25 protein-coding genes are annotated in these 22,137 nt (G+C 57.7%); 5 read left to right on the forward strand and 20 right to left on the reverse strand.

What is annotated here, in order from left to right; genetic code table 11:
• Window positions 1-172, reverse strand: a 172-nt coding sequence (locus tag ABLU80_RS18965) for a spermidine/putrescine ABC transporter substrate-binding protein (RefSeq protein ID WP_042894286.1), incomplete at its 3' end; no start/stop codon positions are given.
• 272 nt (window positions 173-444) lie between these two features.
• Between ABLU80_RS18965 and ABLU80_RS18970 the strand changes: the two genes are divergently transcribed.
• Window positions 445-1,179, forward strand: coding sequence for a response regulator transcription factor (locus tag ABLU80_RS18970; protein ID WP_348850324.1), 735 nt, complete (start codon window positions 445-447; stop codon window positions 1,177-1,179).
• 32 nt (window positions 1,180-1,211) lie between these two features.
• On the opposite strand, the gene ABLU80_RS18975 is transcribed toward ABLU80_RS18970, so the two are convergent.
• From ABLU80_RS18975 to ABLU80_RS18985, 3 genes are read right to left on the reverse strand one after another with little or no spacing between them, the layout of a single operon-like run.
• Complete coding sequence (locus ABLU80_RS18975; protein WP_015368709.1) at window positions 1,212-2,153, reverse strand: ABC transporter substrate-binding protein; 942 nt, start codon at window positions 2,151-2,153, stop codon at window positions 1,212-1,214.
• A 30-nt stretch (window positions 2,154-2,183) separates the two neighbouring features.
• Entirely contained in the window at window positions 2,184-3,182 is a 999-nt protein-coding gene (locus ABLU80_RS18980; RefSeq protein ID WP_015368708.1) for a putative carbohydrate ABC transporter permease, read from the reverse strand.
• Entirely contained in the window at window positions 3,179-4,699 is a 1,521-nt protein-coding gene (locus ABLU80_RS18985) for a sugar ABC transporter ATP-binding protein (protein WP_348850325.1), read from the reverse strand. Before ABLU80_RS18985 ends, ABLU80_RS18980 begins: the two co-directional genes overlap by 4 nt.
• A 189-nt stretch (window positions 4,700-4,888) precedes the next feature.
• Between ABLU80_RS18985 and ABLU80_RS18990 the strand changes: the two genes are divergently transcribed.
• Window positions 4,889-7,180: an ATP-binding protein gene (locus tag ABLU80_RS18990; protein ID WP_348850326.1), complete on the forward strand. Its 2,292-nt coding sequence runs from the start codon at window positions 4,889-4,891 to the stop codon at window positions 7,178-7,180.
• A gap of 70 nt (window positions 7,181-7,250) precedes the next feature.
• Window positions 7,251-7,604: a DDRRRQL repeat protein YjdP gene (gene yjdP, locus ABLU80_RS18995; protein WP_015368705.1), complete on the forward strand. Its 354-nt coding sequence runs from the start codon at window positions 7,251-7,253 to the stop codon at window positions 7,602-7,604.
• Here yjdP and ABLU80_RS19000 read toward each other — a convergent pair.
• The 3 genes from ABLU80_RS19000 to ABLU80_RS19010 all read right to left on the reverse strand — a co-directional run bounded on the left by ABLU80_RS19000 (window position 7,601) and on the right by ABLU80_RS19010 (window position 9,111).
• On the reverse strand, window positions 7,601-8,026 hold the full coding sequence (locus ABLU80_RS19000; RefSeq protein ID WP_047079996.1) for a hypothetical protein: 426 nt from the start codon (window positions 8,024-8,026) through the stop codon (window positions 7,601-7,603). The two genes, yjdP and ABLU80_RS19000, sit on opposite strands and share 4 nt — an antisense overlap.
• Window positions 8,023-8,478, reverse strand: coding sequence for a hypothetical protein (locus ABLU80_RS19005; RefSeq protein WP_052767581.1), 456 nt, complete (start codon window positions 8,476-8,478; stop codon window positions 8,023-8,025). Before ABLU80_RS19005 ends, ABLU80_RS19000 begins: the two co-directional genes overlap by 4 nt.
• A 171-nt stretch (window positions 8,479-8,649) precedes the next feature.
• Window positions 8,650-9,111, reverse strand: a complete 462-nt coding sequence (locus ABLU80_RS19010; protein ID WP_143830428.1) for a hypothetical protein — start codon at window positions 9,109-9,111, stop codon at window positions 8,650-8,652.
• A 125-nt stretch (window positions 9,112-9,236) separates the two neighbouring features.
• Between ABLU80_RS19010 and ABLU80_RS19015 the strand changes: the two genes are divergently transcribed.
• Window positions 9,237-10,121: a hypothetical protein gene (locus ABLU80_RS19015; protein ID WP_213796606.1), complete on the forward strand. Its 885-nt coding sequence runs from the start codon at window positions 9,237-9,239 to the stop codon at window positions 10,119-10,121.
• Window positions 10,122-10,126: 5 nt separating this feature from the next.
• On the opposite strand, the gene phnP is transcribed toward ABLU80_RS19015, so the two are convergent.
• The 12 genes from phnP to ABLU80_RS19075 form a co-directional block, all read right to left on the reverse strand.
• Entirely contained in the window at window positions 10,127-10,885 is a 759-nt protein-coding gene (gene phnP / locus ABLU80_RS19020) for a phosphonate metabolism protein PhnP (RefSeq protein ID WP_047079999.1), read from the reverse strand.
• Window positions 10,886-10,900: 15 nt separating this feature from the next.
• The gene (gene phnN / locus ABLU80_RS19025) at window positions 10,901-11,464 is read right to left on the reverse strand and encodes a ribose 1,5-bisphosphokinase (RefSeq protein ID WP_047080000.1); all 564 of its coding nucleotides are present in this window, start codon (window positions 11,462-11,464) and stop codon (window positions 10,901-10,903) included.
• On the reverse strand, window positions 11,464-12,600 hold the full coding sequence (gene phnM, locus ABLU80_RS19030) for an alpha-D-ribose 1-methylphosphonate 5-triphosphate diphosphatase (RefSeq protein ID WP_213315841.1): 1,137 nt from the start codon (window positions 12,598-12,600) through the stop codon (window positions 11,464-11,466). Before phnM ends, phnN begins: the two co-directional genes overlap by 1 nt.
• On the reverse strand, window positions 12,597-13,277 hold the full coding sequence (gene phnL / locus ABLU80_RS19035) for a phosphonate C-P lyase system protein PhnL (protein ID WP_045362692.1): 681 nt from the start codon (window positions 13,275-13,277) through the stop codon (window positions 12,597-12,599). The genes phnM and phnL overlap by 4 nt, the downstream gene beginning before the upstream one ends.
• Window positions 13,278-13,384: 107 nt before the next feature.
• Window positions 13,385-14,143: a phosphonate C-P lyase system protein PhnK gene (gene phnK / locus ABLU80_RS19040; RefSeq protein ID WP_015368700.1), complete on the reverse strand. Its 759-nt coding sequence runs from the start codon at window positions 14,141-14,143 to the stop codon at window positions 13,385-13,387.
• Complete coding sequence (locus ABLU80_RS19045; RefSeq protein WP_015368699.1) at window positions 14,140-14,988, reverse strand: alpha-D-ribose 1-methylphosphonate 5-phosphate C-P-lyase PhnJ; 849 nt, start codon at window positions 14,986-14,988, stop codon at window positions 14,140-14,142. The genes phnK and ABLU80_RS19045 overlap by 4 nt, the downstream gene beginning before the upstream one ends.
• Window positions 14,981-16,045: a carbon-phosphorus lyase complex subunit PhnI gene (locus tag ABLU80_RS19050; protein ID WP_348850328.1), complete on the reverse strand. Its 1,065-nt coding sequence runs from the start codon at window positions 16,043-16,045 to the stop codon at window positions 14,981-14,983. Before ABLU80_RS19050 ends, ABLU80_RS19045 begins: the two co-directional genes overlap by 8 nt.
• Window positions 16,046-16,630 carry a phosphonate C-P lyase system protein PhnH gene (gene phnH, locus ABLU80_RS19055; protein ID WP_045362698.1) on the reverse strand — a complete coding sequence of 195 codons (585 nt, stop codon included), beginning with the start codon at window positions 16,628-16,630 and terminating at the stop codon, window positions 16,046-16,048.
• Window positions 16,627-17,079 carry a phosphonate C-P lyase system protein PhnG gene (gene phnG / locus ABLU80_RS19060; protein WP_348850329.1) on the reverse strand — a complete coding sequence of 151 codons (453 nt, stop codon included), beginning with the start codon at window positions 17,077-17,079 and terminating at the stop codon, window positions 16,627-16,629. Before phnG ends, phnH begins: the two co-directional genes overlap by 4 nt.
• A complete protein-coding gene (phnF, locus tag ABLU80_RS19065; protein ID WP_260842079.1) occupies window positions 17,080-17,805 on the reverse strand; it encodes a phosphonate metabolism transcriptional regulator PhnF in 726 nt (241 codons plus the stop codon).
• Between the two features lie 156 nt (window positions 17,806-17,961).
• Window positions 17,962-18,396 carry a VOC family metalloprotein YjdN gene (gene yjdN / locus ABLU80_RS19070; RefSeq protein ID WP_015704080.1) on the reverse strand — a complete coding sequence of 145 codons (435 nt, stop codon included), beginning with the start codon at window positions 18,394-18,396 and terminating at the stop codon, window positions 17,962-17,964.
• 284 nt (window positions 18,397-18,680) lie between these two features.
• Entirely contained in the window at window positions 18,681-19,016 is a 336-nt protein-coding gene (locus ABLU80_RS19075; RefSeq protein ID WP_015368693.1) for a zinc ribbon domain-containing protein YjdM, read from the reverse strand.
• A 534-nt stretch (window positions 19,017-19,550) separates the two neighbouring features.
• On the opposite strand from ABLU80_RS19075, the gene proP reads away from it, so the two are divergent.
• Complete coding sequence (gene proP, locus ABLU80_RS19080) at window positions 19,551-21,053, forward strand: glycine betaine/L-proline transporter ProP (RefSeq protein ID WP_015704083.1); 1,503 nt, start codon at window positions 19,551-19,553, stop codon at window positions 21,051-21,053.
• Between the two features lie 50 nt (window positions 21,054-21,103).
• Here proP and melR read toward each other — a convergent pair whose 3' ends face one another.
• Window positions 21,104-22,042, reverse strand: coding sequence for a transcriptional regulator MelR (gene melR, locus ABLU80_RS19085; protein ID WP_032715623.1), 939 nt, complete (start codon window positions 22,040-22,042; stop codon window positions 21,104-21,106).
• Window positions 22,043-22,137 lie beyond the last annotated feature (95 nt).

Genomic DNA, 22,137 nt, shown 5'->3' on the forward strand with positions numbered 1-22,137 from the left:
GGATCTGGGTATCGTTAATGAAGTCCCAGCCATAATAGCCTTTCAGACACAGGGTTCCCTGATTGGTTTTCCCCTGCGCCGCCTCAGCCCGGACGATTTTGCCGTTATCGACCACCAGGTTGATTTTGCAACCTGATGCGCAATACGGGCAAACCGTGACGACTTTTTTCATCGGTTTTGCTCCAGTTAATCAATTAGCGCTGACGCGCAATCGACCGTCACTATGCATCTTCTATGCCATGTTTTCATTGTGGGTATTGACGGATAGTACGCGGCTTTTTTGGGCGAAATGCTGACGAAAAACAGGTCATCGTCAGTTTTGACGTGACGAAAAGCCCGGAGATGTGACGCCGATTATAAAAACGGCAGCGAAAAATGGATTTGTCGTCGCCCGCTTGCACAATCGACCAGACTGACACTATTCCCGCCAGGCAGAGGTAAACCATGAAACCGGTCATTTTAGTGATTGATGATGACGTCGCGATCTGCGAGCTGCTGAGCGATGTGCTCGGCGCCCACGCGTTTGAGGTGATGGCCTGCCAGAACGGCGGCGAAGCGCTGGCGATGGTCGCCCGGCGCGCAGATATCGCGCTGGTGCTGCTGGATATGATCTTGCCGGATACCAATGGATTGCTGGTGTTACAACAGCTGCAGCGCACGCGGCCTGAGCTACCGGTGATAATGCTTTCCGGGCTGGGAAGCGAATCGGATGTGGTGGTCGGGCTGGAAATGGGCGCTGACGATTACATCGCCAAGCCGTTTAACGCGCGGGTAGTGGTGGCGCGCGTAAAGGCGGTGCTGCGGCGCAGCGGGGCGATCGGCGCGGAAAGCCTTGTGCCGGGCGGGGAGCATGGGCTGTTGTTTAACGGCTGGCGGCTGGATACCCGCCGCTGTGAGCTGTTTAATCCCCAACAGCAGAGCGTGGCGTTAACCCAGGGGGAGTATGGATTGTTGCTGGCGCTGGCGCAAAACGCCCGCCGGGTTCTGAACCGCGAACAGCTGCTGGCGCTGACCCATAATGAGAGCATGGAGGTATTCGACCGCACGATCGATGTGCTGATCATGCGCCTGCGGCGTAAAGTTGAGGTCAATCCGCATCAGCCCACCTTGATTAAAACCCTGCGCGGGCTGGGCTACGTTTTCGCCGCTGACGTTATCCATAACGACAAAGCGGCGTAGGGCGAAAAGAGGCCCGGCGCCGCTTTGCGGTTTTATTTCACCGTCCAGCCCTTGTAGCTGCTGACGTTATTTTTATCGATCATCTTCACCGGGATCAGCACCGGCGCGGCTGGCGCGGGCTTGCCCTGCAGAATGTCATAACCGATTTCCACCGCTTTCGCCGCCATGACCTGCGGGTCCTGCGCCGGCGTGGCGACGAACAGGGAATTCTTACGCTTCAGCGCCTCTTCGCCGTCCGGGCTGCCGTCGACGCCCACGATAAAGAACTCATTACGTTGCGCCTGTTTCGCCGCCAGATCGGCGCCAATCGCCGTCGGATCGTTAATCGCGAACACGCCGTCAATCTTCGGATTTGCCGCCAGCAGCGACGTCATCACCTCCAGTCCGCCTTCGCGACTGCCTTTCGCGTTCTGGTTGGCAGAGAGGATTTTGATATCCGGATGTTTTTTGAATTCGGTTTCGCAGCCTTCAACGCGGTTCTGCACCGCGGAAACCGGCGGCCCGTTGATAATCACCACGTTGCCTTTGTTGTTCAGGCGATCGCTTATGTATTTACAGGCCATCGCGCCGGCCTGGGTATTATCGGAGGTGATGGTGGCATCGGCGCCTTCGGCGGCGACGTCAACCGCCACCACCACGATCCCGGCCTCTTTCGCCCGCTTCACCGCCGGGCCGATACCTTTTGAATCAGCGGCGTTGAGGATGATCATATCGACTTTGGCGGCGATAAAGTTATCGATCTGCGCTACCTGCTGCCCCAGGTCGTAGCCGCTCGACACCAGCGTGACCTTCACTTTATCCCCCGCCAGCTTGCGCGCTTCCAGCTCGGCCCCCTTGGTGATTTGCACGAAGAACGGGTTGGCGAGATCGCCCACCGTCACGCCTATCGCTTGTAAATCTTTGGCCGACGCAAAAGGGGAGGCGGCCAGCAGCGCGCCGGCACACAGCGCGGTCACTATCGGTTTTAAACGCATTCGCTTTTCCTCGCAGATAAGATGTTGTTGTTATGCACTTTGATGGTGTCGGGTACGGTATTTGTCGATCAGCACCGCTATGATGATCACCGCCCCTTTGATCACCAATTGCCAGAAGTAGGAGACGCCCATCAGCGTCATGCCGTTGTTGAGGGTGGCGATAATCAGCGCCCCCACCAGCGTACCGGTGATGGTGCCTATACCGCCGACGAAACTGGTGCCGCCGAGGATCACCGCGGCAATGGCGTCCAGCTCATAGCCGACGCCGAGGTTGCCGTTGGCGCTGTACAGCCGCGAGGCGCTCATCACCCCGCCGAGCCCGGAAAGCAGCCCGCTCATGCCGTAGACGAACAGCAACACCAGCCAGACTTTAATCCCCGTCAGCCGCGCCGCCTGCATGTTGCCGCCAACGGCGTAAATATGAATACCAAGGGTGGTGCGGCGCAGGATAAACCAGCACACCGCCACGACCGCCAGCGCTATCACCACCAGCCACGGCACCGGGCCGAGATAGTTATTGCCGATCCATTCAAAACTAATATCGGAGTTAATCACCGTGGTGCCGTCGGCCAGCAGATAGGCGGCGCCGCGCAGCGCGGTGTAGGTGCCAAGGGTGACAATAAACGGCGGTAGTCCGGCGAAGGCCACCAGCGCGCCGTTGAACAGCCCGAGCAGCAGGCCAAGCATCAGGGCCGCCGGAATCGACAGCATCGCGAATGGCGGGATGAGCGATACCACCATCGCTGCAACCGCGGTGGTGCCGAGAATTGACCCCACCGACAGATCGATACCGCCGGTAAGAATAATAAAGGTCATCCCCGCCGCCAGCACGATGTTGATGGAGGACTGGCGGGTAATATTCAGCAGGTTGCTTTCGGTAAAGAAGTTCGGCGCGACGAAGCCGAACACCGCGACGATCAGGATTAAAATCGGCAGGATGCCGACGGTTTGCATCAGGTCGCCCATCAGCATTTTTTTTGCCGAGGCGGATTTCGCCGCCGGCGCGGAGGTCTCTTTCGGTATGCTCATGCTTGTCCTGCCTTAAGGTGAGAATCGTTCACGCCGGTCGCCAGCGTCATAATGCTTTCCTGACTGATCTCGCCAACCTGCAACTCGCCGGCGATAGCGCCTTCGCGCATCACGTATACCCGGTCGCTCATGCCTACGATTTCCGGCAATTCGCTGGAGATCATTAAAATGGCGACGCCCTGGCGGGCCATCTGATTCATGATGCGGTAAATCTCGCTTTTGGCGCCGACGTCAACGCCGCGGGTCGGTTCATCCAGGATGAGAATGCGCGGGCCGATCGCCACCCAGCGTGAAATCAGCAGCTTTTGCTGATTGCCGCCGGAAAGCCCGCCGGCGCGCACCTGAGCATGCGGGACGCGGATGTTCAGCAGCTGGATGGCGCCATCGGAGATGGCTTGCGCCTTCTTACGGTCGAGCATTCCCCAATTGGCGTCGCGCTCAAGCGTCGCCATGGTGATGTTCTCCTGCGCCGCCAGTTCGAGAAATAGCCCCTGTTCTTTACGGTTTTCGGTCAGAAAGCCGATCCCGAGGTCGATCGCTTCGCGCGGCGAGTGAATAACCACCGGTTCGCCGTCGATTTCAATGACGCCGCCCGTCGCTTTGCGGACGCCGAAAATCAGCTGCGCCAGCTCGGAACGCCCGGCGCCGACCAGCCCGGCGAGGCCAACGATTTCCCCGGCGTGCACCACCAGGCTGCTGGGATGCACTTTGCCGCCGTCGGTAAGATCCTGTACCCGCAGGCGCGGCTGGCCGCGCGGGATATCGCGCTCTTTATTGAACAGATCGCTAAGCGGACGGCCAACCATCATGCGCACTAATTCGGGGGCGCTAAGGTGGTCGCGGGTGAGGCTGCCGACATACTGGCCATCGCGCAGCACGCTGACCCGGTCGGAGAGTTCATATACTTCGGCCATGCGGTGGCTGATATAGATGATTGCCATCCCTTCATCGCGCAGGCGTAAAATCAGCTCAAACAGGCGCTGCGTTTCTCGTGAGGAGAGGGCGGCGGTAGGTTCATCCATCACCAGAATGCGGCTGTTGCGATGCAGCGCGCGGGCGATTTCCACCTGCTGCTGTTCGGCGATAGTCAGCTTCATCACCCGGTCGCTGGCTTTGAACTGCGCGCCGAGCCGGTCGATAACCGCCTGCGCCTGGGACTCCATCTCTTTACGCTGTACCAGACCGCCGCGGGAAAGCTCGCTGCCGAGGAAAATGTTTTCCGCGACGGTGAGATTCGGCGCCAGCTGCATCTCCTGATAGATAAGCGTAATCCCTGCCGCCAGCGCATCCTTCGGGCCTCTGATCGTCTGTGGTTGTCCGTCGATCAGGATCTCGCCGCTGGAGGCGGTATAGGCGCCGGCGAGGATCTTCATCAACGTACTTTTTCCCGCGCCGTTTTCGCCCATCAGCGCGTGGATCTCGCCGGGCCAGACCGTCAGATCCACCCCTTTCAGCGCATAAAATTTGCCGAAAACTTTGGCGATGTTGCGCATGGATAGCACCGGTGTTCCCTGCATGCCTGCTCTCCTGGCTGCGTTGTCGATGTCGGCACTTCATCACCGCAACGTAAATGAGTGATGTCATCGGCCATTCATAATTGTCATATTTTTGAATAGTTAATGCAGATCACAATTACGCCGAGAAATTTTCTTCACCTTCGGTGGCAGTCCGGGAATGATGGGAGAAAACGCCTGACCGGAGTCGCCATGCCTTCTCGCCATCCGTACTTTTTCGTTAGCGCCCGCGGTCGCCTGCTGTCATTTAACTTGTTGATGGTGGCGGTGACGTTAATGGTCGCCGGAGTGGCGATTTTCGGTTTTCGCCATGCCAGTCAGTTGCAGGAGCAGGTGCAGCTGCAAACGCTTAGCGACATGAACGGCAGTATGAATCTGGCGCGTGATACCGCCAACGTCGCCACCGCGGCGGTGCGGTTGTCGCAGGTGGTTGGCGCGCTGGAGTATAAAAGCGAAGCGCAACGGCTGCTGGAAACCCAACAGGCGCTGAAGCATTCGTTGGGCCAGTTGGCCTCGGCGCCGTTGGCCCGGCAGGAACTGGCGCTGGTAGCGAGCATTATTCGTCGTAGCAACGAGCTGCAGCAGAGTGTCGCCGGCATGCTGGAACGCGGGCAACGCCGCCATCTGCAGCGCAATGAACTGCTGAGCGCGCTGTATCAAAACCAGAGCTATTTGCGCCATTTGCAGGATCTCAACGATCGCGATGGTAAACCGGCGATCGATCCTCAGCGTTTAAACGAGATGGACCGGTTGATCGTCGCCGCGATACACACTGCGACGCCGCGCTCGATCGTCTTGCAGCTCGATGACATCAGACGCTTTTTACCGCGCAACGATAGCGATTCTGCGCTGGCATTTATCCTGCCGGATTTCAACGCCGAACTGGCGCGGCTGGCGCCGCTATCGGCGCAGCTTGAAGAGAGCGATCTGGCGATCGGTTGGTATATGTTTCATATCAAAGCGCTGGTTGCGCTGCTTAATGGCGATATTAATCAATATGTTGCCAGAGTCGCTCAAGCTTCGGAGGCGCGAGCGGCGCAAAGCCACCAGCAGTTGCGCTCCATCAGCACGTTTATCCTGCTGGCCGCGCTGCTGGCGCTGGCGATCACCGGGTGCGCTGGCTGGTATATCTATCGTAATCTTGGTCTCAATCTGAACGCGATATCCGGCGCGATGTCGCGGCTGGCGCACGGCGAGCAGAACGTGACGGTGCCGGCCCTGCAACGGCGTGATGAGCTTGGCGAACTGGCGCGCGCCTTTAACGTTTTCGCCCGTAATACCGCTTCCCTTGAGCACACCACCCGCCTGCTGCGGGAGAAAACCACCCAGATGGAGATCGACCGCCTTGAGCGACAGGGGCTGGAGGAGGCGCTGCTGCATAGCCAAAAAATGAAAGCCGTCGGCCAGCTTACCGGCGGCCTGGCCCACGATTTTAACAACCTGCTGGCGGTGATTATCGGCAGCCTCGAACTGGTACAGCCGGATGAGCGCGATGCGCCGCGGATATCGCGGGCGCTGAAGGCTGCCGAACGCGGCGCCTTACTTACTCAGCGGTTGCTGGCCTTTTCGCGTAAACAGGCGCTGAACCCGCAGGCGGTGGCGCTGCAGCCGTTGCTGGAGAATGTCTGCGAACTGATGCGTCATTCGCTCCCCGCATCGTTGCGTCTCGAAATTGAAGCGCAGTCGCCTGCCTGGCCGGCGTGGATCGATGTCGGACAACTGGAAAACGCGATAATCAACCTGGTGATGAACGCCCGCGACGCCATGGAGGGGCGGTCAGGCGTTATCGCGCTACGTACCTGGAACCAGCGGGTCACCCGTAGTGATGGACGGCGTCAGGATATGGTGGCGCTGGAGGTGATTGACCACGGCTGCGGCATGTCGCAGGAGATAAAAGCGCAGGTTTTCGAGCCCTTCTTTACCACCAAACAGACCGGTAGCGGCAGCGGTCTTGGGCTGTCGATGGTGTACGGTTTTGTGCGCCAGTCGGGCGGGCGCGTGGCGATTGAAAGCGCGCCGGGGCAGGGCACCACCGTTCGTTTGCAGCTACCGCGAGCCACGGCAGCGGCGGAGGATGAACGAACGCCGTTGGATAGCGAACCGATGGTGAGCGGCGAGCAGCTGGCGCTGGTGCTGGTGCTGGAGGATGAAGCCGATGTGCGCCAGACGCTATGCGAGCAGCTGCATCAGCTGGGCTGGTTGACGTTGGAGGCGCAAAACGGCGAGCAGGCGCTGCAGATGCTGGCGGCCTCCGGGGATATCGCGTTGTTGATTAGCGATTTAATGCTCCCTGGGGGGCTGAGCGGCGCCGAGGTCATTCACGAAGCGCAACGCCGCTTCCCGGCGGTGGCGCTGCTATTGATTAGCGGCCAGGATTTGCGCCCGGCGCATAATCCGGCGTTGCCTGAGGTTGAACGACTGCGCAAGCCTTTCACCCGCACGCAGCTGGCGCAGGCGTTGCGTGCGGCGATGGCGCGGATTTGAGATTCCTCCGCTACACGCGGCAAATAGGGTTGATTAAGGTACCACCAGTACCCTGATGAGACTGGCCACGATGAAACGTTACGCAACCGCTCTGTTTTTTTGCACGCTGGCGCTGAGCAGCCAACTGGCCCATGCCGATATTATTGACGACGCTATTGGCAATATTCAGCAAGCCATCAACGATGCCTACAATCCGGGCAGCAGCCGTTCCGACGACGACGACGGGCGCTATGACGACGGACGCTACGATGACGGCAGCTATCAGGGCAGCCGCCAGCAGCGTAGGGATAACCAGCAGCAATATAACGATCGCCAGCGCCAGCTTGACGACCGCCGTCGCCAGCTGGATGAACGCCAGCGCCAGCTTGATAGCGATCGTCGCCAGCTGGAGAGCGACCAGCGCCGCCTTGATGATGACTATTAAGCTGATTTTTCAGCGAACGGCAGCCACGGGATAATCAGCCCCATCACCGCGCCGGAGAACAGCCCGGTAATCAACAAGAAGGCGAGAAGATAGGCGAAGGCGGGGGCGATAATGGCGGTTGCGCCGGTGAAAATGACGGTGCTAATCACACCGGCAATAGCACCGAATATCGTGCGGATAAGCCATGGACGATAAAGATTTTCCGGTAATTTAGCGAGTACCATCGCCGTTAGCATGGCCGGTACAAAACCGATAATCCAGGCGAGCGACAGGGTTTCGAAGTCCAGCATTCGCGAAAAAATACGAATAAACCGGCCAAGGGGATGCTCGCTGCCAAAGGCCTCAAGGACAGCAATGAATGGCAAGGGGAGGATGGGGCCGATCACGATTAGCCACACAATATGATGCAGTAGACGGTTCATTGTTCGCTCCCCTTTTGCGCTGGCTTGAGGCTAAAACCAGAAAGCGTCACCACCACCCATCCCATTATCAGGCCGGAAAATAATCCTGCGCTGGCAGCGGCGCAGAGTATTTCCTTTGCAAGGAAATATCGCATCTGGCTTTCAACGAGTAATGCGCCAATAAGAGCAACAACGATTCCCATCATCCCGCTACATACCACCCGCCGCCAGTGGCAATCATAAAGAACCGCGGGTAGACAGGCGACGGCGATCCCGGTTAATAGCGCGGGAATCGCGCCAAAAAACCAGCCGGAGAACATGATAAGCATCAGTGTCCTGGCCACATCGAAGTAAAATTGACCAATATCGCCGTCCTCAAAAAACGCGAGGGTTACAATGCCTGCTGGTACGCCGACAAAGGGGCCCAGCAAAGTAAACCAGCCAGCATGATGTAAAATCCGTTTAAGTTGCATACAGTGATTCCCTGCAGAAATTGATATTTATGGCAGAGTAATGACCATTTATGAAGTGATGGTGAAGTCTCAGGTTCTTTTTGATATTACCTCGGATGTTTTATCGCTTTTATTATTCGATGTTTACAACCAATTCATACTATATATATATCTGGGATATCTATTTACGTATTAATTTCGAGTTTCAATATCTGTACGAATGGGTGATTCCTCAATGTTTGATATTTTAACCATCAGCCATCCCATAACCAGTCCAGAAAAAAGACCTGCGCTGGCCATTACCCATAACATTTCATTAACGAAAATATTGCGTCCGCCATTATCAATCAGATACTGGATACAGAAAGCGATAGCTGCGCCAATGAGCCCGCTAAACAATATTCGCAGCGAGCAATAATTATAAATACAGCGAGGCAGACAGCCAACGATAGCTCCGGTCAATAACGCAGGAATAGCCCCCCAGTAATAGCCAAAGAATATCAGGATAGGGAGCAGTGGCATAATGTGAAATAAATAATCGGCGAAACTGTTAGTATCAAAGAGCCCCAAAGTGATGATCCCTGCCGGTACGCCGAACAGAGGGCCCAACAGACCAAACCACCATATATGATATAATATTCGTCCTGTCCGCATAGAAAATATCCTGCAAAAATTCTACTTTATGGCAGAGTAATGATGTTTTATGAAGTGAGAATGAAGTCAAAAACAAAATTTGGGATTTTATTTATCTGAATATTGTATATATGGAAAAGGATTTCATGAGCAAATATATCTGGATTGTCTATCTATTACTGAGCGTAATGAGTGGTTATATCTTTAATCATCTTTCCGTAAAAGGGCTGGCGCTGGTTTTCGCCGCAATTCTCTTTTTCCGCATCATGAAGTGGATCCGCCCCGGTGGGGCCGCGCGTTACTATTTTTGCCTGCAACTGGGCGTCTCAGGGGCGTTGATCGTACAAAGCTGGCAGCATTATGGCTGGGTCATCGGGCTGTTTGCCGGTTTTGCTGTACTGTTTCTATTACCTTTCTGGACGCCGCAATCGGTTCCTGCCGAAGTGCAAAATACGGTAGAGCCCGACGAGGCGCCTGCGGAGGATGAGCGCTCATATTGGGAAAAACGAGCGGGAATAACATTTACGATCTATAAAGAGCCAGATCCCTATTTCAGTGCTGGCAACAGCAGTAAGGGAAACGGCCTTACGGCCTGGTTCCTGCCTGAATTAGCTGAAGGTAAAGCAGCAGCTAGTGGCGCCGGCAACGATTGGTCATTTTCGTTTATTGAAAAGAGCGTATCGGCGATCCCTGGCGGAAGATATATAGCGCCGGTGACGCTTGGCGATGCGCATGCCGATAGAATCTTTGCATGGCGGCTGTGCGCTTTTGTTAGAGACGATAGCGGTGATTTCGGCCTGCGCCATCAGCACGCCTGCATCCAGTTCCCGGCGGGGAGCTTGCAGAAAATTGCCTTTGTCGAATTTACCTGTCGCGGAAGCGACTGGTACACGCTGCTGTTTATCTCCGCCAATTCATCGGCGGAGCTCTCTTTTGATGGTGCTAACAAAGCCGCGATCGTCCTGTTTGCGATGGCGCTGGCGGAAGCGTGGAATGTGCCATTAACGCAGCGCTTCGTGAACCATAACTGATAGCGCTAATCGAGCACGATCTCCATGCCGTCGTATCCCGCCTCGAAACCTTTCGGCAGCGGGTTAGTCATCATCCAGCGGTCGAATTGATGGCTGATATGGGTGAGGATCACCCGTGGGCAGCCAAGTATCTGATTCAGCGCGCGCACGGTATTCAAGTCGCTGTGGTTGCGCGTTGTTTCTGTTCTGGGCTCGTGGCTGCAATCGATGACAATCACCTGCGGCTGATTATTAAGTAAAAATTTCAGCGTCTTCTCCGGCAGCCCGGCGGTATCCGCAAGCCAGGCCACCCGGCTGTGCGCCGACTCCAGCAGATAGCCGTAGGTCAGCTTCGAGTGGATTAACGGCAGCGGCGTGACCTGTAGCCCCTGTAATTCAAATACCGTGAAGGGGGTAACGGTGTGGCTAAAATCGAGGATGCCGGGATGCTTAAACAGATCGTCGCAGCCGATGTCATCCGGCGGGCCGTACACCGCTATCGGATCGCCCACCCCCCAGCGCAGGGGGAACAGCCCCTGCACGTGATCCATATGGTAATGCGTTAATAAAATCTGCTGGAAGCTGCCAGCGGGCTGGCGTTCCGCCAGATCCGCCAGCCCGGCGTCGAGCAGCGTGACCGCATGGTTAAAGCGCACCACCGCGCTGCAGGGGCGGCGGCGATAGCGTGCATCGACGCGGGCGCGCTGGCAGGCGGCGCAGTCGCAGCCGAAGACCGGCACCTGCTGGGCGCCGCCGGTGCCGGTCAGGCGGATCGTCAGGCTCATCGTATTACCTTACCCTCAGGCATGCTGATTCTCTTCACGCCCGGCGTGCTGGTGCAACAGCTGGAAGAAACGCTCTACCGATTGCCCGAGGCTGCCGTCGTTATTCAACGTCAGGCAATCGGCCGGTTTATAGCGCGCGGCGCGTTGCAGGCGTTGGGCGATTTCCACGGCATTTTCCCGGCCGCGCTGTTCAAGCCGCTGGCGCAACACCGATGGCGAGACTTCGAGACAAATCGGTACCAGCACGTCATCGTAACGTTCCCGCGCCTGCGCCAGATGCGCGCGCGAGCCGTTGGCGACCACATCAAAACCGGCATGCAGCCAGAGGTCGATCTCTACGCCGACGCCATAGTAATTATTGTTGGCATGCCAGCTTAGCGCGAAAAGATTACGCTCGGCGCGGGTGAAAAACTCATGCTCGCTGAGCGCAATATGGTTCTCGCAGCCCGCCAGGTGCGGGCGGGTGATGTAGCGATGCGCGACCAGCAGTTGCGGATGCTCACGCTGGCGCAGCGCGGCCAGCAGACTATCCTTTCCCGACCCCGAGGGGCCGACCAGCCAAATCAGTTTTCCAGGCATTAAAAGACCCTCTTTCCCTGACGCCAGACGTGATCGATATGGACGTGCTCGCCGCGGCGGTGCGCCAGTACCAGATCGGCGCGTTTGCCTTCGGCGATGACGCCGCGGTCATGCAGACCCAGCGCCTGCGCCGGATGTTTGCTGACCAGACGGACAGCCTGCGCCAGCGTGAAAGCGTTGTCGTCGCTATCGGCGATGCGGAAAGCGGCATCAAGCAGGCTGGCGGGGTAGTAGTCGGAAGAGAGAATATCCAACAGGCCGCTGGCGGCCAGTTGATGCGCGGCGACATTGCCGGAATGCGAGCCGCCGCGCACGATATTCGGCGCCCCCATCAACACATTCATTCCGTGCTGGCGCGAAGCCTGCGCGGCGGCCAACGTGGTGGGAAATTCGGCGATCACGCTGCCAAGCTGGTGGGATTCGGCGACATGTTCATGAGTGGCGTCGTCGTGGCTGGCGAGAGCGATTTGGCGCTCCCGACACATTGCGGCGATAGCCTGGCGATTAGGCTGCGACCAGGCCGCCGCCAGCGCCATTTGCTCTTCTTCGAAGCGTAACATCTGCTCGCCGCTGAGCTGATATTTGCCCTGATAATATTCACGATATTTTTCGCGGTTGGCGAACTGGCGTTGACCCGGCGAGTGGTCCATCAGCGACACCAGGGTGACCGGCTCGCGGTCGACCAGCTTTTCAAACAGCGGCAAGGTGGTGTGGTGCGGCAGTTCACAGCGCAGATGCAGGCGGTGCTCGGCGCGGTTAAGCCCGCGTTTTTGCGTCTCTTCCACCGCGTTGATCATCTTTTCCAGATTCTCAAGGCGGTCACCGCCGTCGCGTACGTCGCCAATCGCCACGGCGTCGAGTACGGTGGTGATGCCGCTGGCGACCATTAAAGCATCGTGGCTGCTCATCGCCGAGTGTGCTGGCCAATCAACCTTTGGCCGCGGGGTGAAGAATTTATCCAGGTTATCGGTATGGAGTTCGATAAGCCCCGGCAGCAGCCAGCCGCCTTCGCCATCGAGGGCGCCAGGCAGTCGGCTCTGGCTCTCGGCAAAGGCGTAAATCCGCCCCTCCTGCACTTCCAGTGAACCATTGATGGTCTCGTCTTCCAGTACCAGCTTTACGTTATTGATTATCATACAGTGATACCCATTGGGTGCAGGCGATCGGCGACCTGGCCGCGTACCGTTTCATCATGGAAAATACCGACGATAGCTGCGCCGCGCGCTTTAGCCTGCTGGATCAGCGCCACCACCGCAGCGCTGTTGTTGGCATCCAGCGAGGCGGTGGGTTCATCAAGGAGTAAAATCGGATAGTCGACCGCAAAACCGCGGGCGATGTTGACCCGCTGCTGTTCGCCGCCGGAAAAGGTGGACGGCGCCAGATGCCACAGACGCTCCGGCACGTTGAGCTGGGTCAGCAGGCGGGCGGCTTTAGCGGCGCTCTCTTCGCGCGGCGTACCGAGGTCGAGCAGTGGCTGCATGACGACTTCCAGTGCGGATATCCGCGGGATCACCCGCAGAAACTGGCTAACCCAACCGATAGTGGTTTTACGCACTTCCAGCACCTTGCGCGGCGTGGCGGTCACCAGATCTACCCATTCGTCGCCGTGGCGGATATGAATATGACCGCTGTCCGGCAGATAGTTAGCGTACAGCGAGCGCAGCAGCGTCGATTTACCGCTGCCGGAATGGCCGTGCAGCACCACGCACTCCCCGGCGTTAACGGTGAGCGAAGCGTCGGCGAGCACCGGCAGGCGTACGCCGTGCTGTTGGTGCAGAACAAAGGTTTTATGGATGTTTTCAACGCGTATCATTTTAGCCCTCTCGGGGTTGGAGTGCCGGGTGGCGCTTCGCTTACCCGGCCTACGAATAACGCACCTGTAGGCCGGATAAGGCGCAGCCGCCATCCGGCAAAACAGCATCAATTCTGCAACACCGACGACACCAGTAGCTGGGTGTAAGGATGATGCGGATCGTCGAGCACCCGGTCGGTTAAGCCACTTTCCACTACCTGTCCTTGTTTCATCACCAGCAGGCGGTTCGCCAGCAGGCGGGCGACGCCGAGATCGTGGGTGACTATCACCGCCGCCAGCCCTAACTCCACTACCAGCCCGCGCAGGAGATCGAGCAGGCGCGCCTGTACCGAGACGTCCAGCCCGCCGGTGGGTTCATCCATAAACACCAGTTTCGGCTGCGTCACGAGATTGCGGGCGATTTGCAAGCGCTGCTGCATACCGCCGGAAAAGGTGGTCGGCAGGTCGTCGATGCGGGAAGGCGGGATCTCCACCTCCTGCAGCCAGCGTTCGGCGGTGGCGCGAATGTCGCCGTAGTGGCGAGCGCCGGTCGCCATCAGCCGTTCGCCGATGTTGCCGCCCGCCGAGACCTGGCGACGCAGGCCGTCCATTGGGTGTTGATGCACGACGCCCCATTCGGTGCGTAACAGGCGACGGCGTTCGGCTTCGCTCATGGCGTATAGCGACCGCTGTTGATACCGCACTTCACCCTGTTGCGGTGCCAGACGAGCGGAAATCGCTTTCAGCAGCGTGGTTTTACCGGAGCCGGATTCGCCGACGATGCCGAGCACTTCGCCCGGCCACAGCTCGAAAGAGACATCGCTAAAACCTTTTCCCGGCGCATAGAGATGGGTCAGGTGATTAACTGTAAGTAACGGCTGGCTCATTTTTTCTGCGCCTCGCTCTGTTGGCGGCAATAGTCGGTATCGGAGCAGACAAACATCCGCTGGCCGCTGTCATCCAGCACCACTTCGTCAAGATAGCTGTGGCGCGAACCGCAAATGGCGCAGGGTTCATCCCACTCCTGCACGCTAAACGGGTGATCGTCGAAATCGAGGCTTTCGACTGCGGTATAGGGCGGCACCGCGTAGATACGTTTTTCGCGCCCGGCGCCGAACAGCTGCAGCGCCGGCATCATGTGCATTTTGGGGTTATCGAATTTCGGGATCGGCGAAGGGTCCATCACGTAGCGGCCGTTCACCTTCACCGGATAGGCGTAGGTGGTGGCGATATGGCCGAAGCGGGCGATATCCTCATACAGCTTCACCTGCATTACGCCGTACTCTTCCAGCGCGTGCATGGTGCGGGTTTCAGTTTCGCGCGGTTCGATAAAGCGCAGCGGCTCCGGGATCGGTACCTGATAGATCAGGATCTGATCTTCCACCAGCGGCGTTTCCGGGATCCGGTGGCGGGTCTGGATCAGGGTGGCGTCTTCGGTGCGTTCGGTGGTGGCGACGCCGGTTACGCGTTTAAAGAACTGGCGGATCGACACCGCGTTGGTGGTGTCATCGGCGCCCTGATCGATGACCTTCAGTACGTCGTTCTCGCCGATAACGCTGGCGGTCAGTTGGATCCCGCCGGTACCCCAACCGTAGGGCATCGGCATTTCACGGCCGCCGAAGGGCACCTGATAGCCGGGAATGGCCACTGCTTTCAGTATCGCCCGGCGGATCATGCGCTTGGTTTGCTCATCAAGATAAGCAAAGTTATAGCCAGTCAGTGGGTTAGCCACGTTCGTTCTCCCGTTGCAGGCGTTTCAACAGCGCCAGTTCGGCCTGGAAATCGACATAGTGCGGCAGTTTCAGATGCGAGACGAAGCCGGCGGCTTCAACGTTATCGGCGTGCGCCAGCACGAACTCTTCATCCTGGGCCGGTCCGCTTATCTCTTCGCCGTATTCCGGCGCCTGAAGGGCGCGGTCGACCAGCGCCATGGCCATCGCTTTACGCTCGCTCATGCCAAACGTCAGGCCGTAGCCGCGGGTGAAGTGCGGCGGCTCATCCTCTGGATCGACAAAGCCGTTGACCATTTCGCATTCGGTCAGCAGCAGCTCGCCAATATTGACGCTAAAACCCAGCTCTTCCGGCACGATTTCCACCTGCACGTAGCCGCTGCGGATCTCGCCGGCAAACGGGTGGTTGCGGCCATAGCCGCGCTGGGTTGAGTAGGCCAGCGCCAGCAGATAGCCTTCATCGCCGCGTACCAGCTGCTGCAGCCGCGAGGAGCGCGAGCAGGGATAGACCGGTGGGGTGCGGGTGATATCGTCAGGCGGCGCGCCGCAGTCCGCTTCAGCTTTGGCCAGCCCCTGCTGCGTCAGCAGGTTGAAGACGTGCGGCGTCGGCTGCGTTTCGCTACCGGCTTTCTGCACCGACGGCGGTTCGCCGTTGGCCAGCAGGGCAAAATCGAGCAGGCGGTGGGTATAGTCGTAAGTCGGGCCCAGCAGTTGGCCGCCGGGGATATCTTTGTACACCGCGGAGATGCGGCGCTCGAGGCGCATCCCGGCGGTATCAACCGGTTCGCTGACCGCCAGCCGCGGCAGGGTGGTGCGGTAGGCGCGCAGCAGGAAGATCGCTTCGATGTTATCGCCGCTGGCCTGCTTCAGCGCCAGCGCCGCCAGTTTGCGGTCGGCGATGCCGCCTTCGGTCATCACCCGGTCCACCGCCAGACTGAGCTGTTCGCTTATCTGCTCGACGCTCAGTTCGGGAAGCCGTCCATCGCCCCGTCGTTTCTGCTCTTGCAAAGCGTGAGCGGCGCTAATCGCCTTCTCGCCACCTTTGACGGCAACATACATTTAGCACACCTCCACGTGGGTGGTACGCGGGATAGCCAGCAGGCGCTCGCCGCAGGTCAGGATCAGGTCAATGCCCAGCGGGAACGGGTGCGGGCGTTCGGTTAATTCGTCGATGATGCAGTCCGGGAGCTGGGGGGCGATCATTCGCTCTTCGGCAATGCCCGCGCCGGTCAGGCGCAGCATGCGTCCGCCGCTCAGGCTGGCTAGTTGAACAATCAGCGTGACGCCGGTTTCCGGCGCGGCCGCTGTGCCGGCGGAAAGGACATTAAGCTGTTCGGCGCTGATGGTGTCGCAGGCGACGGCAAATACCGCCTGCTGCGGCTGTTCCACCAGCGTCGCGCCGGTATGGAAGCGCAGATTTTGGCTGACCAGATCGTTATGCAGCGCGGCGGCCATCCACACCGGCGTGTCGTGATCGGCCAGCGTCAATAACAGACTGGTGGAGGCGATATTCAATGGCTGCCAGCCGTGCTGAAGCTGCTGCAGGGAGACAATCACTCCCGGCTCGCTCATTGCTTTCAGCAGGCGGCGGAAACTGTGTTGGGCATCCTGCACCGGTAGGGTAAAGGCGGTTTGTAATGTCATGCGTTATCTCCGCGAACCAGAGTAAAGAAGTCGACCCGGCTGGCATTGACTTCGGCGCGGCGGGCGTCGAGGCGCGCGCTGCGTTGTGCTTCCAGCGGGGTAATGAGGGTTTCCATTAAGGTGTGAAAATAGTGAGGCGATTGCAGCAGGCCATCGATCGCCGCGCAGCGTTCGGCGTGGGGGCGGTCGCAGCCCAGAATCCAGCTGTAGCCGAGGGTGCCATCGGCCAGGCGTACGGCGGCGCGGGTCAGAGTGGCGTCACCGGCAAAGAAACGATCGCCGATGCCGCCCATACGCGCCTGGAGCTGTACCAGCCCGGTTTCCGGGGCGCGAATTAATTCATACTCCGGCGCCAGCCGCAGCGATTGCATGCGCGCCAGAAGGTCCTGCGGTTCACTGTGGGCCAGCACTGACATCCAACGCTGGCGGGTGGCGGTATCGAAGTGCATTCAGTGCTCCATGGTGAATTCAATCATGTCGGCGCGGGTCAGGCTGACGGAGTACTCCGTCGTGACTGTCTCGCCCTCGCGGCTATTGAGCGTGCGTACGCACAGCAGTGGCGCCATATTGGGGATTTCCAGCAGTTTGCTCTCTTTCGCCTGCGCGCGGCGGGCGCTGATTTTGGTGCGTACGCGGATCAGTTCGATGGCGAGTTGGTCGCGCAGCAGGTCGTGTAGCGAGCCATGGGTGAAGGTTTGCAGCACCGGCCAGAAGCGCAGGTCGGCGAAGTAGTGGTCAATCAAACACAGCGCCACGCCGTTAACCCGGCGCAGGGTGCGCAGATGAATGACGGTTTCGCCTTCGGCAATGCCAAAGGCTTCGGCGACATGGCTGCTGGCCGGGCGCAGCACCGACAGCAGTTTCTCGCTGGTCGGGTGGCTGCCTTGTTCCAGCAGATTCTGGCTAAAACGCGCCTGGGCGTTGAGCGGGTAGTCGATGGGGCGCATCAATACCAGCACGCCGACGCCCTGGCGGCGCTGGACCCAGCCGCGTTCCACCAGCTGATCGATGGCGCGGCGTAGGGTGTGGCGGTTAACTTCAAAGCGCGCCGCCAGCTGTTGTTCCGCAGGCAAATAGTCGCCGCAGCGATAGTGATGGCGCAGCTCCTGTTCAAGCCTGGCGGCAATTTCCTGATACCGGGTGGGGTAACTGGTCGGATGTCTGGATAAGTACATGGTTATCGAGCCTCACTAAGCACTTTGGGGTTCCCCGTTGAGCGTGGGCCGATACTGACGCGTTTTTGTTACATTCCTGTTAAGTCACGATGACCGCAGGATGAAGAGTTAATGCCGGTGAGATGACAGGGCGGAGAAGCCGCCCTGGAGAGAAGATTAGGGTTGTTTGACGACGTTAACCATCCACGGCACGCCGAAGCGATCGACCACTTTGCCGAAACCGTGGGCCCAGAAGGTCTCCTGCCATGCCATTTCGATGCGCCCGCCATCGGCCAGCGCCTCAAACCAGTGTTTGCCTTCAGCAATATCTTTCGGCTCCAGCACGAGGACGAATCCCGCGTAATGTTCCATGTCGCTACTGGGGCTATCGCTCAACATCAAAATACTGTCGGCGACCTGCAGGCTGGCGTGGGCGATGCAGTCGGCGGCAAGATGTTGCCCGGAGGCGCAACCATCTTCGGCATCCTGGGCGCTCTGCGGCATTTCGCCGTAGGTGATTTGGTGGATAAGCTGCGCCCCCAGCGCCTGCTGATAGAAGGCGATGGCGGCAGCACAGTTGCCGCTAAAAGCGATGTAAGGACTCAGGGACATAACCATGACCTCAGATAACCAATGACCCATAAAGCGTAGTTGGTGACGGGCAAAAGAAGCCAGGCGGCAAAGCGGGGTGAATTTTTCTGAAAATGCGTCGCCGCGTGGCGGGAAGGCAGATACGAAATGAGAATTGATAGCGCGGTTCGGCCTGGAGATTTCGGGAATAATTTTCGCGAAATTAGCAAAATAATTTCGCCACGATCCGCCGCTGATATTCGGACGTGCCGGCGAGGTTGCCGCCAGCGCCGGAAAAATAATGGCGCTGGCGTAAAAAAAATTAATTAGTTCTTTTTGACGAATTCAGATTTCAGCTTCATCGGACCAAAACCGTCAATTTTGCAGTCGATGTTGTGATCGCCTTCGACCAGACGGATATTCTTCACTTTGGTGCCGATTTTCAGCATGGAAGAACTGCCTTTTACCTTCAGATCTTTCACCACGGTCACGCTGTCGCCATCGGCAAGTAAGTTGCCGTTAGCGTCTTTTACAATCAGCGCGTCGGCATCGTCGGCCGGCTCGGCATTGTTCCACTCGTGGGCGCATTCCGGGCAGATGTACATGCCGTTATCTTCATATGTGTATTCAGAATGGCATTTTGGGCAGTGTGGAAGTTGCATGGCGTTCCTCGTGATTACTGGGAAAAACAGGACGTTGGTCCGTTAAACAGCGGCTGTGAGCCGAAAGTGCGGCTGATTATAGCGCAATCCCGCACTTTTGTCGGGTATTTTTTCCAGGAAATAACGCAGGGTAATTATTTTGGCTTTGCGGAGAATATGCTGAAAAACAGACGCTAATAAAGTCCAGAAATAAACATCGGCGGCGAAACAGAGATTGAACTTATTCATTTTATTTGGCTCTGTAATTAAGCTGGGCGAATTTTTCGTGAAGTTGATCCCAAATTTAAACGCTGGTAGGGTAAAAAGGGATGTAAGTAAATTCGTCACTGCTTATTTGGTAAGTGAATTATTAATTTAAGGCCAGAGCAGGCGTCAACAGGTTCGGTTGTACACTCTGTCAGAAAGACAGTGCAGGCAAACCTGCTACGCTTGAAATGTGGAGCACAGCACTTCGCCGCTCCCAACGTACGTCGCGAATGACCTCGTCATTTGGCGAGGAGTCGTGCGCTCAAGGCGATAGCACAGAGGAAAAGTATGCTTAAAAGGAAAAAAATAAAGCCGATTACGCTTAGGGATGTCACTATCATCGATGATAGCAAGCTGCGAAAAGCCATCACCGCGGCCTCGCTCGGTAATGCGATGGAGTGGTTCGATTTCGGTGTGTATGGTTTTGTGGCTTATGCCCTCGGTAAAGTCTTCTTCCCCGATGCCGATCCCAGCGTGCAGATGATTGCCGCGCTCGGTACTTTCTCGGTTCCTTTCTTGATTCGTCCGCTCGGCGGCCTGTTCTTCGGGATGCTCGGCGATAAATACGGTCGACAAAAAATCTTAGCGATCACCATCGTTATCATGTCGATAAGTACATTCTGTATCGGTCTTATTCCGTCGTATGCCACCATTGGTATCTGGGCGCCGATTCTGCTGCTGCTGTGTAAAATGGCGCAGGGCTTCTCGGTGGGCGGCGAATATACCGGGGCGTCGATCTTCGTCGCCGAATACTCGCCTGACCGTAAACGCGGGTTTATGGGCAGTTGGCTGGACTTCGGTTCGATTGCCGGCTTCGTAATGGGCGCAGGCGTGGTGGTACTGATTTCCAGCGTCGTGGGCGAAGAGAACTTCCTCGACTGGGGCTGGCGTATTCCGTTCTTCCTGGCGCTGCCGCTGGGGATTATCGGCCTGTACCTGCGTCACGCGTTAGAAGAGACGCCGGCGTTCCAGCAGCACGTGGATACCCTTGAACAGGGCGACCGCGAAGGCCTGCAGGAGGGTCCGAAAGTCTCCTTTAAAGAGATTGCCACCAAACACTGGCGCAGCCTGCTGACCTGTATTGGTCTGGTGATTTCCACTAACGTGACCTACTACATGCTGTTGACCTATATGCCGAGCTACCTGTCGCATAACCTGCACTACTCGGAAGATCACGGCGTACTGATTATTATCGCAATCATGGTCGGCATGTTGTTTGTCCAGCCGGTTATCGGCATGCTGAGCGACCGTTTTGGCCGCCGTCCGTTTATCCTGGTGGGTAGCGTTGCGCTGTTCGCGTTGTCTATCCCGGCCTTTATCATGATTAACAGTAACGTGATTGGCCTGATCTTCGCCGGTCTGCTGCTGTTGGCGGTGGTGCTGAACTGCTTTATCGGCGTGATGGCCTCATCGTTGCCGGCGATGTTCCCGACCCACATCCGCTTCAGCGCTCTGGCCAGCGCCTTTAACATCTCGGTGCTGATCGCCGGTCTGACGCCGACGCTGGCGGCATGGCTGGTGGAAACGACCCAGAACCTGATGATGCCGGCTTACTATCTGATGGTGATTGCGGTGATTGGTCTGATTACCGGCCTGTCGATGAAAGAGACCGCTAACCGTCCGCTGAAAGGGGCGACGCCGGCGGCGTCCGATATCCAGGAAGCGAAAGAAATTCTGGGCGAGCACTACGATAACATCGAACATAAAATCGAAGATATCGATCAGGAAATCGCCGACCTGCAGGAAAAACGCGCCCGTCTGGTACAGCAGCATCCACGTATCAACGACTAACCGTTTTAAGCTGTGAAAAATGCCGCCGTGGGAGACCCCGGCGGCATTTTTTATGGCTGCGGCGACGCGAGGCTGTGGCGGCGCTGCTGGCTCAATTTACGGTACTGCTGCGGCGGCATGCCGACATAGCGGGTGAAGGTACTGTAGAAGCGGCTGCTGGAGCGGAACCCGGCGGTGAGGGCGATATCAAGAATGGTCTTATCGGTATCGCTCAGCAGCGCGCGCACGTGATTGATGCGCATGGCGGTAATGTACTGCTTCATGGTCTGCTGCATCACCCGCTGAAAAACGCCCATCGCGTAGTTCGGGTTGAGTTTAACGTGCTCGGCGACGGCATCGACGGTCAGCGCCTGGTCATAATGGGCGGCGATAAATTCTAGCATCTGGCTAACGTAAAACTGCGCGTGGCGTGAGACGCTGTTCTTGTGCGTGCGCGAGGTCTTATTAACCAGAATCGGCTGCCAGCCGGCGAGGCTCAGCCGCTTGAGCATCAGGGCGATTTCATCGATCGCCAACTGGCGAATCTGTTCATTCTCATGATTCAACTCCTGCTGCCAGCGGCGCACTTCAAAAGCGCTTAGCTGCTGGGCGGCGAGAGATTTAATCACCATCCCGTGGGTGACGTGGTTTATCAATTCGCGATCCAGCGGCCAAGACAGAAACAGATGCATCGGCAGGTTGAATATCGCCATCTGCTGGCAGTCGCCGGGGCGGGTCAACTGATGCGGCGTACAGGCCCAAAACAGGGTGATATAGCCTTTCTCAATGCGCACCACTTCATTGTTAATCAAATACTCCACGTCGCCGTCGAACGGCACGTTGACCTCTACCTGGCCGTGCCAGTGGCTGGTGGCCATGGCGTGCGGAGGGCGCAGTTCGATATCCATGCGCTGATACTCGGAATAGAGCGCCAGCGGGCTGCGGCTCTGCTTTTCATCGCTGCTGCACATGTGCGGGTCGGGGGGCAGGGAAGTGAAGCGGTGTTCCATCATGGGCGGATTCCTGGATCGTCAGAGTGGCTGCGTTTTTAGCCTGAACTGATTACAGCTTAGCGGAATCATCGGCCCGTTTTCTCTCCTTTTAA

The sequence above is a fragment of the Klebsiella sp. CN_Kp104 genome (assembly GCF_040064515.1).
GTDB classification, from domain to species: Bacteria; Pseudomonadota; Gammaproteobacteria; order Enterobacterales; family Enterobacteriaceae; genus Klebsiella; species Klebsiella aerogenes.

Coding starts and splice junctions, on each gene's coding strand:
- ABLU80_RS18970 (WP_348850324.1), top strand. CDS start 445: ATGAAACCGGTCATTTTAGTGATTGATGATGACGTCGCGATCTGCGAG.
- ABLU80_RS18975 (WP_015368709.1), bottom strand. CDS start 2,153: ATGCGTTTAAAACCGATAGTGACCGCGCTGTGTGCCGGCGCGCTGCTG.
- ABLU80_RS18980 (WP_015368708.1), bottom strand. CDS start 3,182: ATGAGCATACCGAAAGAGACCTCCGCGCCGGCGGCGAAATCCGCCTCG.
- ABLU80_RS18985 (WP_348850325.1), bottom strand. CDS start 4,699: ATGCAGGGAACACCGGTGCTATCCATGCGCAACATCGCCAAAGTTTTC.
- ABLU80_RS18990 (WP_348850326.1), top strand. CDS start 4,889: ATGCCTTCTCGCCATCCGTACTTTTTCGTTAGCGCCCGCGGTCGCCTG.
- yjdP (WP_015368705.1), top strand. CDS start 7,251: ATGAAACGTTACGCAACCGCTCTGTTTTTTTGCACGCTGGCGCTGAGC.
- ABLU80_RS19000 (WP_047079996.1), bottom strand. CDS start 8,026: ATGAACCGTCTACTGCATCATATTGTGTGGCTAATCGTGATCGGCCCC.
- ABLU80_RS19005 (WP_052767581.1), bottom strand. CDS start 8,478: ATGCAACTTAAACGGATTTTACATCATGCTGGCTGGTTTACTTTGCTG.
- ABLU80_RS19010 (WP_143830428.1), bottom strand. CDS start 9,111: ATGCGGACAGGACGAATATTATATCATATATGGTGGTTTGGTCTGTTG.
- ABLU80_RS19015 (WP_213796606.1), top strand. CDS start 9,237: ATGAGCAAATATATCTGGATTGTCTATCTATTACTGAGCGTAATGAGT.
- phnP (WP_047079999.1), bottom strand. CDS start 10,885: ATGAGCCTGACGATCCGCCTGACCGGCACCGGCGGCGCCCAGCAGGTG.
- phnN (WP_047080000.1), bottom strand. CDS start 11,464: ATGCCTGGAAAACTGATTTGGCTGGTCGGCCCCTCGGGGTCGGGAAAG.
- phnM (WP_213315841.1), bottom strand. CDS start 12,600: ATGATAATCAATAACGTAAAGCTGGTACTGGAAGACGAGACCATCAAT.
- phnL (WP_045362692.1), bottom strand. CDS start 13,277: ATGATACGCGTTGAAAACATCCATAAAACCTTTGTTCTGCACCAACAG.
- phnK (WP_015368700.1), bottom strand. CDS start 14,143: ATGAGCCAGCCGTTACTTACAGTTAATCACCTGACCCATCTCTATGCG.
- ABLU80_RS19050 (WP_348850328.1), bottom strand. CDS start 16,045: ATGTATGTTGCCGTCAAAGGTGGCGAGAAGGCGATTAGCGCCGCTCAC.
- phnH (WP_045362698.1), bottom strand. CDS start 16,630: ATGACATTACAAACCGCCTTTACCCTACCGGTGCAGGATGCCCAACAC.
- phnG (WP_348850329.1), bottom strand. CDS start 17,079: ATGCACTTCGATACCGCCACCCGCCAGCGTTGGATGTCAGTGCTGGCC.
- phnF (WP_260842079.1), bottom strand. CDS start 17,805: ATGTACTTATCCAGACATCCGACCAGTTACCCCACCCGGTATCAGGAA.
- yjdN (WP_015704080.1), bottom strand. CDS start 18,396: ATGTCCCTGAGTCCTTACATCGCTTTTAGCGGCAACTGTGCTGCCGCC.
- ABLU80_RS19075 (WP_015368693.1), bottom strand. CDS start 19,016: ATGCAACTTCCACACTGCCCAAAATGCCATTCTGAATACACATATGAA.
- proP (WP_015704083.1), top strand. CDS start 19,551: ATGCTTAAAAGGAAAAAAATAAAGCCGATTACGCTTAGGGATGTCACT.
- melR (WP_032715623.1), bottom strand. CDS start 22,042: ATGGAACACCGCTTCACTTCCCTGCCCCCCGACCCGCACATGTGCAGC.